At 62.1% G+C, this 12,364-nt stretch carries 9 protein-coding genes; 5 read left to right on the forward strand and 4 right to left on the reverse strand.

Translation table 11 applies throughout. From position 1 onward, the window contains the following. Positions 1-41 precede the first annotated feature (41 nt). Positions 42-962, reverse strand: coding sequence for a proteasome assembly chaperone family protein (locus ACNSN4_RS15950; protein WP_418286826.1), 921 nt, complete (start codon positions 960-962; stop codon positions 42-44). Positions 963-1,080: 118 nt separating this feature from the next. Here ACNSN4_RS15950 and ACNSN4_RS15955 point away from each other — a divergent pair, with 118 nt between their 5' ends. Both ACNSN4_RS15955 and ACNSN4_RS15960 read left to right on the forward strand, forming a co-directional pair. Then, entirely contained in the window at positions 1,081-2,172 is a 1,092-nt protein-coding gene (locus tag ACNSN4_RS15955) for a mechanosensitive ion channel family protein (protein ID WP_418286827.1), read from the forward strand. 106 nt (positions 2,173-2,278) lie between these two features. After that, positions 2,279-3,907, forward strand: a complete 1,629-nt coding sequence (locus ACNSN4_RS15960; protein ID WP_418286828.1) for an MATE family efflux transporter — start codon at positions 2,279-2,281, stop codon at positions 3,905-3,907. A gap of 139 nt (positions 3,908-4,046) precedes the next feature. Here the strand turns inward: ACNSN4_RS15960 and ACNSN4_RS15965 are convergent, their stop codons facing one another. Together ACNSN4_RS15965 and ACNSN4_RS15970 are read right to left on the reverse strand one after the other, a co-directional pair. Beyond that, positions 4,047-4,274: a DUF7385 family protein gene (locus tag ACNSN4_RS15965; protein ID WP_418286829.1), complete on the reverse strand. Its 228-nt coding sequence runs from the start codon at positions 4,272-4,274 to the stop codon at positions 4,047-4,049. A 46-nt stretch (positions 4,275-4,320) separates the two neighbouring features. Further along, on the reverse strand, positions 4,321-5,214 hold the full coding sequence (locus ACNSN4_RS15970) for a DUF7117 family protein (RefSeq protein WP_418286830.1): 894 nt from the start codon (positions 5,212-5,214) through the stop codon (positions 4,321-4,323). Between the two features lie 191 nt (positions 5,215-5,405). Between ACNSN4_RS15970 and ACNSN4_RS15975 the strand changes: the two genes are divergently transcribed. The 3 genes from ACNSN4_RS15975 (at position 5,406) to ACNSN4_RS15985 (ending at position 10,967) form a co-directional block, all read left to right on the forward strand. Beyond that, complete coding sequence (locus tag ACNSN4_RS15975; protein ID WP_418286831.1) at positions 5,406-6,491, forward strand: DUF7544 domain-containing protein; 1,086 nt, start codon at positions 5,406-5,408, stop codon at positions 6,489-6,491. A 204-nt stretch (positions 6,492-6,695) separates the two neighbouring features. Next, complete coding sequence (locus ACNSN4_RS15980) at positions 6,696-8,948, forward strand: NADP-dependent malic enzyme (protein ID WP_418286832.1); 2,253 nt, start codon at positions 6,696-6,698, stop codon at positions 8,946-8,948. 816 nt (positions 8,949-9,764) lie between these two features. After that, the gene (locus tag ACNSN4_RS15985; RefSeq protein ID WP_418286833.1) at positions 9,765-10,967 is read left to right on the forward strand and encodes a Cdc6/Cdc18 family protein; all 1,203 of its coding nucleotides are present in this window, start codon (positions 9,765-9,767) and stop codon (positions 10,965-10,967) included. Between the two features lie 152 nt (positions 10,968-11,119). Here ACNSN4_RS15985 and ACNSN4_RS15990 read toward each other — a convergent pair whose 3' ends face one another. Further along, on the reverse strand, positions 11,120-11,680 hold the full coding sequence (locus ACNSN4_RS15990) for a TATA-box-binding protein (protein WP_066417002.1): 561 nt from the start codon (positions 11,678-11,680) through the stop codon (positions 11,120-11,122). Between the last annotated feature and the right edge of the window lie 684 nt (positions 11,681-12,364).

Raw genomic sequence — 12,364 nt, forward strand, 5'->3', positions numbered from 1 at the left:
TACTATGAGACGAGTAGCACGCGTTTTCAGAGTCGGGTCCACTACATATACATCCGGTCGTAGGTCCCCTCCGGCTCGCGCTCTTCGATCCGCTCGGCGAGACCCTCGTAGTGGCGCCGGATCTCGGCTGCGAACGAGGCGAGCGGCTCCGAGTCGACCCCGAGACCGTACGTCGCGTCGATTGTGTCAACGAGCCTGACGGCCGCCTCGACGTCTGGAGCTTGTGCGTGGACCGGCGTGATGAACACGCCGACTCCGAGCGGCGAGTCCATTCCCCGTTCGAGCAGTGAGGCGTTCGTCCCGTCGAGAAATCCCGCCTCCATCGGCGGGACGGTATCGCCGTCCGGAGCGGGAGCAGTCTCGTCCGGAGCGGGAGCAGTCTCGCTTACATCGTCACGGGTCGAAGTGTCCCTATCGGCATCGTCAAGCGCCACAGCGTGGGAGTCGCTCGCGTTGATGTCGGAATCATGAGCGCCGCCTTCGGAATCGTCTGCGTCGATTTCGGGAGCGTTCTCACCGCCACCGAGGCGGGTCTCTCGGTAGTCGTCGGTGGCGACGTAGAACGTCCGGTGGGCGTCGGGGCCGTGCGGGATCGGGACGCCGGCGAGCACCGCGATCTCGGAGACTCCCGCCGACTCGGTCCACTCGAGGATCGAGGTCGCGAGGAGTTCGCCGAGCGCGGCCGGGACGAACTGTTCGGCGACCAAGACGGTGACGTCGATATCCTCGGCGGAGTACAGCCGGATCGGGTGACGCGGCCGCCCCTTCGAAAACGGGGTGATCGACGGGAGCCCGTCCGTTCGGATATGGCCGGTCTCTTCGAGATCGAGGTTGTCGATGAGGTAATCGACGGCTGTGAGGCCCGCCAGTCCGAACGACGAGAATCCGGCGATGAGTACGTCGCTCGGTGACGACTCGTGGGCGACGCTGAACGACGGTTTCGAGGGAGTGTATTCCGGCATACACTTCGATTCGCTCGGCGAGGTGTTAGTGGTTTCCACGCGACGGCTCGATCGTCTCGTTCGTCGAGGTGATACACAGGGAGAAACGCTTTTTCGGGTGGGAAACGGCGGATTGGCTATGGCACGGCCCGACGGTGCGATCCCGATCGCCAACTGGATCGCCAGACTGTCCGATGTTCCGGGGTCGCGGCTGGTCCTCGTCGTGTTGTCGGTGGTCGTCGGCGTCGTCGCGTCGAAGTTCCTCGTCCGGCTGATCGGGCGGCCCGTCGCTCGCCGCGTCTCACGCCAGAGCGTCGCACAGACGATCGTTCGCGGCGTTCGCGTGGGGACCGTCGTCGTCGCGCTGTTGATCGGCCTGTGGGCCGCGGGGGTCCAGCTGCCGGACTTCATCGTGGCCGGTGCGGTGTTCTCGGCGGTCGTCGGTGTCATTCTCGCGCCGCTCATCGGGAACTTCATCAACGGCGTGTTCATCCTCGCCGACCAGCCGTTCGAGATCGGCGACATGATCGAGTTAGAGGACGGAACGACGGGATTCGTCGAAGACATCACGATCCGGTACACGAAGATATTCACGCTCGATAACACGTTTCTCGTCGTTCCGAACGGGAACATACGCGACCGTGACGTGACCAATTTCTCCGCGGAAGACGAGCGAACCCGGCGGAGTCTCGACGTGTTGGTCACGTACGAGAGCGACATCGACGCGGCGCGACGCCAAATCGAGCAGGCCGCAAGGGACTGCGACGCCGTCATCGACGGGGGACCCGACATCCGCGTCGGCGTCGCTCGCTACACGGCGAGTCCGGACTGCCGAATCCAGGAATTCGGTGACAACGGCGTCTTGCTCCGGCTTCGGTACTGGGTGAAAAAACCGTACAAACTCATGAAGGTGCAGTCGGACGTGAACGTTCGAATCCGCGAGCGGCTCGCCAACGTCAGCGTCGAGATGGCGTACCCGCACCGACACCTCGTCTTCGACGACACGTCCGGCATTGCACGGGTTGGCGGCCCAGATGGCGATCCGGGAGGCGATCGCTCCGACGAGGGCGATAACACGCCCGCCGGAACGCCGCTCGAAGCGGAGACAGTCGAAGCGGACAAATCGGCGGGGAAAACGGGAGCCGAAGGCGAGACGGACAACCGACGCGGGACAACCGGCGAAAGTGAGAGCGTCGACGAGAACGGGACGGTCGACAGCGAACGCCCCTGACGAACAGCGGATTCGTACAACCCGCTCCCGCGGATACACGTCCGGAAACGGGCGCACACGGCCGGAATCGGAAGTCTGATACAGCGAGCTCGTCACTTATAAACTAGTGAGCGACGAGCCCTCCGACGACCCCCGCGAGTCACCGCCACCATCCGAGAGGGACCCGTCCGGCAGTGGGCGACCCGACGGCGAAGATCCGACCGACACCGACCCACCGAGCGACAGCGACGACCGCGTCTCCGAGGAGTCCATCACCGAGGGGAGCCTCGTCCGACCCCTCTTCCACCTCGCGTGGCCTATCGTCGTCATCCAGCTGTTACAGGTGACGTACAACGTCGTCGACACCTTATACCTCGGTCGGCTCTCGGCCGAGGCGGTCGGCGCGATCAGTCTCGCGTTCCCGTTGATCTTCCTGCTCATCGCGGTCGCGGGCGGCTTCACGACCGCGGGAGCGATCCTCGTCGCGCAGTACACCGGAGCCGACGGCAACCGGTCGGCGGGGTTGGTCGCCGGACAGACCATCTTCACCGTTTCCGTCCTCTCCGTGCTGATCGGGGTCGGCGGCTACTTTTATACTCGGCCGGCGCTGGAGTTGCTTCCCAGCGACCCTGACACCGCGGCCTCGGTGATCCCCCTCGCGGCCGACTACATGGAGATCATCTTCCTCGGCATCCCGCTGATGTTCGGCTTCTTCGTCTTCTCCGCGCTGATGCGCGGGTACGGCGACACGCGGACGCCGATGGCGGTGATGGTCGTCTCCGTCTTCCTGAACGTCCTCTTGGACCCGTTCCTCATCTTCGGCTTCGCGAACAATCCGCTGTTCGACTGGCTGGCGGCGGTGCCGCTCGTCGCGGCGCTCGATCCCGTCGGCTTCCAGGAAGCGGTGTTCGCGGCGACCGGCTTCACCGGCTACGGGATCGAGGGCGCCGCGCTGGCGACGATCCTCTCGCGCGGCGTCGCGACGGTCATCGGACTGTGGCTGCTGTTCGCCACGGGGCTCGGTCCGGCGGTCACGGTCGCACACCTCCGACCCGACCTCGGTTTCATCGAGGACATCTTCCGGCTCGGGCTTCCGTCCAGCGTCGAGCAGACGACGAGCGCGATGGCGATGATCACGCTCACCGCGATGGTCGTCACTTTCTCGCCGCCCGTCGTGGCCGCGTACGGGCTCGGAAATCGGCTCATCTCGCTCGTGTTCCTTCCCGCGATGGGCCTCGGCCGGGCGATCGATACGATGGTCGGACAGAACCTCGGCGCCGACAGGGCGGACCGGGCCGCTCGTTCGGTCAAGATCGCCGCCTCCACGGGCGCGGGAGTGATGTTCCTCGTCGCGATCGTCGCCGTCGTGTTCACTGAGCCGATCGTCGGGGTGTTCCTCGGCGACGTCCCTGACGCTCCGGAGACCGTCGCGTACGCCGTCGAGTACGTGCGGATCCGTTCGGTCGAGTTCGCGTTCATCGGCGTCTCGCAGGTGATCTTGGGCGCGTTCCGCGGCGCCGGGAACACGAAGACGGCGATGGTGATATCGATTCTCACTCTCTGGGTGGGTCGGGTCGCCAGCGTCGGGTACCTCGTCTTCGTCGCGGGCTGGGGGGAGACGGGGATTTGGGTCGGCATGGCGCTCGGGAATGTGCTCGGTGCACTGGTCGGCGTCGCGTGGTTCTCGCGTGGGACGTGGACGGAGCGGTACATCGACGACCCGCAACCCGACGTTGACCCCGTTAGTGACGACTGACTCGGGGACAACTGAGCCCGGGAGGACCAGACTCGGGGACAACTGAGCCCGGGAGGACCAGACTCGAAGATACTGCCCCCGGGGACGACTGACATCGGGCTCGGAGAGGGAGGACGATCTGTTCGCGTCGAGTTCGGAGTCAGTGCCGGAAGAGATGTATCGCGTCGTCGTCGCGGAGGAGACAGAAGCGCGATCCGTCGTTTTCCGGGAAGCGAGCGCCCGGCTCTCGAGTGGTAAAGAGTCGCTGGAACGGAGCGTCACAGACGGGACAGGCGACGTCCCTCCGGTTCTCCCAGAGACTCGTCGTGCCGGTGTCACGCAGCTGTTTCAGGGCGTGACGGTGGTCGTGGACGTCGAATTGCGGCATGTGTTTCGCTTCGGACGGAGCCGCTTTCAACGTATCCTCGCGAGTCTCAGTCGGTGGAGTCCGCCAGCAGCGCTCGGGCGCGGTCGAGTGCGGCGTCGGTACCGTTCCTGACGTGCTCGCCGACCGCGTTTGCGGCTTCCGTGAGCGCGTCGGCCTCCGCTGGCGACACGTCGCCGGTAAGCGCGTCGACGCGTTTCGTTCGGTCGCGGAGCCGTTCGAGAACATCTCGAGCGGGCCCGATCCGGGCTGCGACGTTGTCGCCAGCAACAGAGACGGTGTTGCTGCTGGCGATCGACACCGCGTCGTCCTTCCCTTCCAGTGGTTCGGTTTCGGTTTGGGTCTCGGGATGCTCGTCGACTCCGGTGCCGTCACTCTCGTCGATTTGGGCGCTCTCCGCGTCTCCCTCGCTCGCTTCGAGTTCGTCGAGAAACGCGAGGAGGTCGGTTCGATACGCCTCTGCGGCGTGAACCGCAGCCATCCCGCGCGCCTCGCGAAGCGATTCGGGGACGTGCGACCGATCGGGTCGGTCCCCCTCGTCGGCGCCGGCGAGCAGACCGAGGAGATACTCGCGGTCCGAATCGGTGGGGTCGCGTAAGCGCTCGTAGCAGTCGACGGCCTCCAACAGCTCACGCGCGGCGAGGTAGGTGTCGTCGAGCGGGAGCAGTTCGCCGCCGCGAATGAACCCCCGTTTGCGGGTGTACTCGCGGAGATCGGATTTGAGACCTGCTACGCCTTGGTCGGGCAGTGTTCCGCGCGCGTCGCCGACGCGGTCGCGGTGTCCGCTGAGATCGAGGTCGACTGGGCTGTCCGTGTGAGCGGTTCGGTCGTCGACGCCGACGCTCCGGAGCCCTCCGCAGTCCGGACACTCGATCGAACCCGTCTCGTAGTACGACCAGCGGGCGCCACACGCCTGACACTCCCGTTCGCCGCGAACCTTCATGTGACCGGTTTCACCGCCGTCGGCGTAAAGCGCTGTGGGTCGTGTTCTGGATGGTGGTCCCTGTGCTCTGGACGGTATGTGCGCCCGTTCTCTGGACGGCATGTGCGCCCGTTCTCTGGACGGCATGTGCACCCGTTCTCTGGACGGGTCCGTGACGTGATATTATTACGGGGCCACGTGAAACGCCGACCATGAGTTGGCACGCCGTTGACGCCGTGGACGACGCGGTCGAGGCCACACGCCGGTTCCTGTTCCCGTTCAGCCTCGTCCGCTGGGCGAAGCTCTCCTTCCTCGTGCTTTTGATGGGCGGTGGGGCGAGCGCGAACGTTTCGGTCCCGCCCGTACCGGAAGGCGGTGTCTCCGTATCGGAGAGGGGCAGCTCCGTACCGGGAGCCATCGGTTCGGGTACCGTCGGCGGGACGGACGGCATCGGAGCGGTAGACGGTCCGCTCTTGGCGGCAATCGTTGCTGGACTACTCCTCGCGGTCATTGCCCTGTCCGTGGCCTCGCTCTCGTTGCGGCTGGTCTTCTACGATGCGCTTCGCACGAACCACGTCCGCCTGTGGCGTCCCTTCGTCGAGCGGTTTCGGCAGGCCGCAGGACTGTTCGTCGTGTCTGTCGCGTTATCGCTGGGGTTCGCAGCTCCGGTCGCGATCGCGGTGATCGTTTCCGCGCTCACGTCGAGTCCGACCGGGTGGGAGCGGCTCGACTCCGCGGCGACGGCGATCGCGTCGTTGCCGACCGAGGCCGTCGTCGCGGTCGGTGTCCTCGGGGCGGTGATCGGACTGGTCGCGCTTCTCGTACTTCGGCTGACGTTTGAGTTCGTCGTCCCTACGATGATCGTCGAAGATATCGGCGTGATTTCCGGGTGGGGACGCCTCTGGCGCTCGCTTCGGGGTCGATTCACCGATCTCATCGTCTACCTCCTCGTTCACTTCGTCATCGGTATCGGCATCGCAGTTGCCGAAGGACTGGCGGTCGTCCTCGTCGGATCCGTCGTTGCCGTCGTCGCTGGACTCGTGTTGCTGATCGCGTCAGTCCCGCTCGGCGGTATCGGTGCAATCCTGGGTACAACAGCGGGTACCGCCGTGCTCGGCGTGGTGTTGTTGGGCGCGGCGGGAGCGTTACTGCTCCTATTATTGCCCGTTCGCGTGCTCACGCGGTCGTATCTGATCACGTACGAGGTGTCGACCCTCGCCGGTATCGATCGGTCGCTCGCGCTCCTGCATCCGGATCTGGATCCCGCGAGTGCGACGGTGACAGCGTCGGAATCGTGACAGCGTCGGAATCGTTTGGTTCGGTAGTAGCGTTTTGTTTTGTTTTGTTTCGTTCGATAGTATGGTTCCGTTCGGGCCGTCAATAGGACCGTTCCGTTCGGTAGGACGTTCACGTCGGATCGACAGGAGAGTTCGTCGAGCGTCGAACCGCAGATTCGACGGGTTCACATACCTTTTTACTCTGTTCACGAAAGAGGGAAACACATGGGACTAGATGACGACGCGAGAGAGTACCACCGAATAGATCCCCCCGGGAAAATTGCCATAGAGACGACGAAGCCGACGAACACCCAGCGAGACCTCTCGCTGGCGTACTCGCCCGGTGTCGCGGCACCGTGTCTAGATATCGCGGAGGATCCGGAGGCCGTGTTCGAGTACACGGCGAAGGGGAACCTCGTCGGGGTCGTCTCGAACGGATCGGCGGTGCTCGGCCTCGGCAACATCGGCGCGTCGGCGTCGAAGCCTGTCATGGAAGGAAAAGGCGTGTTGTTCAAGCGGTTCGCGGATATCGACGTCTTCGACATCGAACTCGACATCGAGGACGTCGACCCGTTCTGTGAGGCGGTGAAGGCGATGGAGCCGACCTTCGGCGGCGTGAACCTCGAAGACATCAAGGCCCCGGAATGCTTCAAGATCGAAGAACGACTCCGCGAAGAGATGGACATTCCGGTCTTCCACGACGACCAGCACGGGACCGCCATCATCTCCGGCGCCGCGCTGATGAACGCGACGGAGATTTCCGGAAAGGATCTCTCTGAGATCGAGATCGTCTTTTCGGGCGCGGGCGCGTCCGCGATCGCGACGGCTCGATTCTACGTCTCGCTCGGTGCGAAAAAAGAGAACATCACGATGTGTGACTCCACCGGGATCATCACGGAGGAGCGCGTCGCGAACGGCGAGGTCAACGAGTACAAGAGCCAGTTCGCCAGCGACGTCGAGGGCGGCGACCTCACCGACGCGATGGAGGGGGCCGACGTGTTTGTCGGACTCTCAGTCGGTGGAATCGTCTCCCAAGAGATGGTTCGGTCGATGGGGCCGGACCCGATTATCTTCGCGATGGCGAACCCCGATCCGGAGATCACCTATGAGGACGCGAAGGACGCGCGCGACGACACGGTGATCATGGCAACGGGTCGATCCGACTACCCGAACATGGTGAACAACGTGCTCGGGTTCCCGTTCCTGTTCCGCGGAGCGCTCGACGTGCGCGCCACCGAGATAAACGAGAAGATGAAGCGGGCGGCCGCCGAGGCGCTAGCGGAGCTGGCACGGAAGGACGTTCCGGACGCAGTCGTGAAGGCGTACGGCGACGACCCCATGCAGTTCGGTCCGGACTACGTGATTCCGAAGCCGCTCGACCCGCGTGTGCTCTTCGAAGTGGCACCGAAGGTCGCTGACGCGGCGATGGAATCGGGCAGCGCGCGGATCGAAATCGAGCTCGATCAGTACCGCGAGCGGTTGGAAGCGCGTCTCGGAAAGTCTCGTGAGATGATGCGAGTCGTGCTGAACAAAGCGAAGAGCGATCCGAAGCGTATCGCGCTGGCCGAGGGCACCGACGAGAAGATGATCCGTGCCGCGTACCAGCTCACCGAGCAGGGGATTGCCGAACCGGTGTTACTCGGTGACGCGGATGAGATCGCGCGAACTGCCGATCAGCTCGGGCTCTCCTTCCAGCCCGAGATCGTCGATCCGTCGAATCGGGATGTCTCGGCGTACGGTGATCGGCTCCACGAGTTACGCAAGCGGAAAGGTATCACGCGTCGGGAGGCTAACGAACTCGTTCAGCGAAATACCAACTATCTCGGGAGCGTCATGGTCAAAGCGGGCGACGTCGATGCGATGCTCACTGGACTGACGCATCACTACCCGTCTGCCCTTCGACCGCCGTTGCAGGTGATCGGCTCCGCTGACGATACGGACACGATCGCCGGTGTCTACATGCTCACGTTCAAGAATCGGGTTATCTTCTGTGCGGACACAACGGTGAATCAGGACCCCGATGCGGAGACGCTCGCGGAGGTAACCCGACACACCGCAGAGCTCGCACGGCGGTTCAACGTCGAGCCGCGCGCGGCAATGCTGTCGTACTCCAACTTCGGGAGCGTCGACAACGAGGGAACTCGGAAGCCTCGCGAGGCGGTCGGGATTCTCCACGACGATGAAGCGGTCGACTTCCCGGTCGATGGGGAGATGCAGGCCGATACTGCAGTCGTCGACGACATACTCAACGGGACGTACGAGTTCTCCGAGCTCGACGAAGCCGCGAACGTTCTCGTGTTCCCCAACTTGGAAGCCGGAAACATCGGCTACAAGCTGCTTCAGCGACTCGGCGGTGCAGACGCAATTGGTCCGATGCTGGTCGGGATGGACGAACCCGTTCACGTCCTCCAGCGAGGCGATGAGGTGAAGGACATCGTCAATCTAGCGAGTGTCGCCGTCGTTGACGCCCAGGAGTAGAATCGGACGACACGATTTTGTTGGCAGTCGGTCTCTGAACAGAGTTTACAGATCGATTTCTTTGGAGTGACACACCGGGTTTCCGGTGAAACGGTGGTTGGTGGTTGGTGGTGTGTAGGAGGCGGTTTGATTCGATTTTCAGGAGTGAAAGAAACACGCGAATAGTTACCCAACAAACACTATTTTCACCTAGCACATAAACTATTAAATAGGTGTACTGTTTACAGTCCACTAGCTGAAAAGCAGAGAGAATTCTCAATGGAAGCAGAGAGGTTTCACCGGAAACCTAGTCTTCCCCTCGTTCGTGTTGAACTGTTTTCGTACCTCCTACGTCTTCTCGCATCTCCTACGTCTTTTCATGCCTCTTCCCACTTTCGCATACTCTTCGGGTCTCCTTATGCCAATATCTCTCGCGTTGAGAATATTGACACTCCCGTTAATTGTGGTCGATGTCAGAGGCGACCGCCATTCTCTGAAGGTAATACGATTAGTCGATTATTTCGAACATGGGCACTCGACCGTTAATATGGGGTTTTGGCGTTGACACTGATATTTGGCGTTGACACTGATATTTGGCGTTGACACTGATATTTGGCGTCGCTGTTGTCTGCTATCGACACCGGGTTTCCGGTGAATCTGGTCTTTCCTTAGTTACCAGATCGTGTACTTCTCCTCACCGGGTTTCCGGTGAACCCCCACCCCCTCCCCCACCCAAAACCCCATTTCACCGGAAACCCGGTGTGTGTCTCAAACAACTCACCCCATACAGCGCGCTCGAAACAGAACGTATTTCACCGGAAACCCGGTGTCGATCCTATGGACGCAGCGGACGACCTCTTCACTCGGGAGGACCCGATATTCGCGAACAAGGAACTCCTTGAGATCAGTCATCTTCCCGGGGAGGGACGGATCGTCGGTCGCGATGACGAGATCAGCGACCTCGCGACGGCGGTCAACCCCGCGATCTTCGGTCAGAGCCCGAGCAACGTACTGATATACGGAAAAACCGGCACGGGGAAGTCGCTCTGTGCCAAGTACGTCTCGAAGCGACTCGTCTCGACGGCGGGCGAGGAGGGCGTCAACGCGATGTTCGCGTACGTCGATTGCGCACAGGACACGACCGAGACGCAGGCGGTCCAGACCATCGCGGAGGGCGTGAACGATCCGGAGGCGACCGGGATCAACGTCCCCGACAAGGGACTCTCGACCTCGACGTACTACAAGCGACTCTGGCGCATTCTCGACCAGCGGTATGATGTCGTGCTTATCATTCTCGACGAGATCGACAAACTCGACGACGACGCAATCCTGATGCAACTCTCTCGAGCGGGCGAGGCGGGAAAAATAACCGACTGCAAGCTCGGGGTTATCGGCATTAGCAACAAGATTCAGTACAAAGATCGAATGGACGAGCGGGTCAAGTCCAGCCTCTGTGAACGCGAGTTCGTGTTCCCCCCGTACGACGCGAACCAGCTCCGCAAGATCATGCAAGCGCGTGCGGACGCGTTTCATGACGATGTCCTCGAACCGTCGACGATTCCCCGTGCCGCGGCGCTCGCTGCGCGCGAGCACGGGGACGCGCGGAAAGCGATCGACATCCTCCGCTACGCCGGTGAAATCGCACAAGCAAACGGTCAACCGACCGTTCGCGAGGAGTTCGTCACGCAGGCACGCGAGCGCGCGGAAACCGATCGGTTTCGCGAGCTCATCCGCGGGTCGACGCCCCACTCCCGATATGTCCTTCAAGCGCTCGCGCTCCTTTCGCTGTCGAGCGGCCGTCAAGACGGATTCCGAACCAGTCGCGTGTACGAAATCTACGAGAATATCTGTCGACAAGAGGGATCGGACAGCCTCTCGCTACGCCGAGTTCGCGACCTGCTCAAAGAACACGCCTTCTTAGACATCATCGAGCAGTCTAAACACAGCGGCGGGAGTGCAGAGGGAAGCTACACGAAACATCAGCTGCTAGAGGATCCCGAAGTCGTGAAAGAAGTACTGACAGAGGATACGTCCGAATGAAGTCCGACTGTCGTCCGAGATAAGTACTCCACCCGTCGCATGCGTCCGCCGCGACCGTTTCGTTTCTGTTCTCGCCGTCGGATCACCACACTTACGTGCAGTCTGTGGCGGGCACCCACCCCGTCTCCGAACTAATTCGATCGACTGGAACGTTATCCGAGCAGGCCGAGCCCTTCGATCCGTTCGACGATCTCCTCGACAGCTCCCTCTGCGTCATCCGTGCGTTTCCCGCCGGTAATGACGATCTTCCCGCTCCCGAACAGCAGGATCACGACTTCCGGCTCGTCCATACGGTAGACGAGTCCGGGGAACTGCTCCGGCTCGTACTCAACGTCCTCGAGTCCGAGCCCGATCGCGAGCGCGTTGAGATTAAGGTTATGACCGAGATCAGCGCTCGACACGATGTTTTGCACGGTTATCTCCGGATCCTCCTCGACGGGAATCTGGAGGCCACGGAGCTTCTCGAAAATGATCCCGAGGGCCTCGTGAACGTCGTCGATGCTCTTTGCGCCCGTGCACACGATCTTCCCGGATCGGAAGATGAGCGCGGCGGCCTTCGGCTCTTGCGTCCGGTAGACGAGGCCGGGGAAATTGTCCGGATTGAAATCAGCGCCCGGAAGGTCCTCGGCGAGCGCCTCCAAATCGAGCTCTTGGCCGATCCCCGTCGATGCAACTACGTTCTGGATCTCGATCGAATCTGCAGGGTTCGTCATCGTTCGCTTTTATATGCGTCCCCCTCCCTTATAAACGCCCGTGGTATAAACGACTCCGCTGCACTCGGCGGTGGTCGTCACCGAATTGAGCGGTAATCTGATACGGAGCTCCCCATGTGACCGCCCGCACTCTGCAGTATCCTCGACGATTCAGTCTCTCGTCGACCCAACTCTCGTCAGTTCAGCCACTACCACACCGCGGCACTCAGGTAACGATCGGCTATTGCTGTATCGCGTACGGACGCGTTCGAGGTGTAGTCCTGGTGCGTTTCGTTTCACGTAGCCTGTTCCGAGTCGACGAATCGCTGTCGTGTGACCGTTTCTCATTGAAACCGCATGACGTGGCGGCGATAGTTCGACGGGGTTAAGTACAACCCGGGATTCGTGTGATATGCGAAGGTCCCCCGGCGTGGGGGACAACGGTCGGCCGCACCGCGGCCGGTCGAAGCGTTCCGACGGGGTTAAGTGTATAAGCCCGTTCGGTTGAAACGCGAAGAACGCACCGCGAATTCGGGCCGTTCAACTCGGCCCGGTTTCGCAGAGTCGGTTTGGCCGACTCACCGATATGAGGATTTCGCCCCCTGCGCTCCGGCGTAAGAGGAAATCTGATGTGAGCCGTGGTAGTTCGGTGTCATCCAGGTCGCTGGGTGAACTGGACACCACATAGACCATGCAATGGTGTTT

The organism is Halorubrum marinum, from assembly GCF_048381195.1.
Classification (GTDB): Archaea; Halobacteriota; Halobacteria; order Halobacteriales; family Haloferacaceae; genus Halorubrum.

Excerpts from the sequence above, each read along its gene's own strand:
- ACNSN4_RS15950 (WP_418286826.1), bottom strand. The coding sequence starts at position 962 with ATGCCGGAATACACTCCCTCGAAACCGTCGTTCAGCGTCGCCCACGAG.
- ACNSN4_RS15955 (WP_418286827.1), top strand. The coding sequence starts at position 1,081 with ATGGCACGGCCCGACGGTGCGATCCCGATCGCCAACTGGATCGCCAGA.
- ACNSN4_RS15965 (WP_418286829.1), bottom strand. The coding sequence starts at position 4,274 with ATGCCGCAATTCGACGTCCACGACCACCGTCACGCCCTGAAACAGCTG.
- ACNSN4_RS15970 (WP_418286830.1), bottom strand. The coding sequence starts at position 5,214 with ATGAAGGTTCGCGGCGAACGGGAGTGTCAGGCGTGTGGCGCCCGCTGG.
- ACNSN4_RS15975 (WP_418286831.1), top strand. The coding sequence starts at position 5,406 with ATGAGTTGGCACGCCGTTGACGCCGTGGACGACGCGGTCGAGGCCACA.
- ACNSN4_RS15980 (WP_418286832.1), top strand. The coding sequence starts at position 6,696 with ATGGGACTAGATGACGACGCGAGAGAGTACCACCGAATAGATCCCCCC.
- ACNSN4_RS15985 (WP_418286833.1), top strand. The coding sequence starts at position 9,765 with ATGGACGCAGCGGACGACCTCTTCACTCGGGAGGACCCGATATTCGCG.
- ACNSN4_RS15990 (WP_066417002.1), bottom strand. The coding sequence starts at position 11,680 with ATGACGAACCCTGCAGATTCGATCGAGATCCAGAACGTAGTTGCATCG.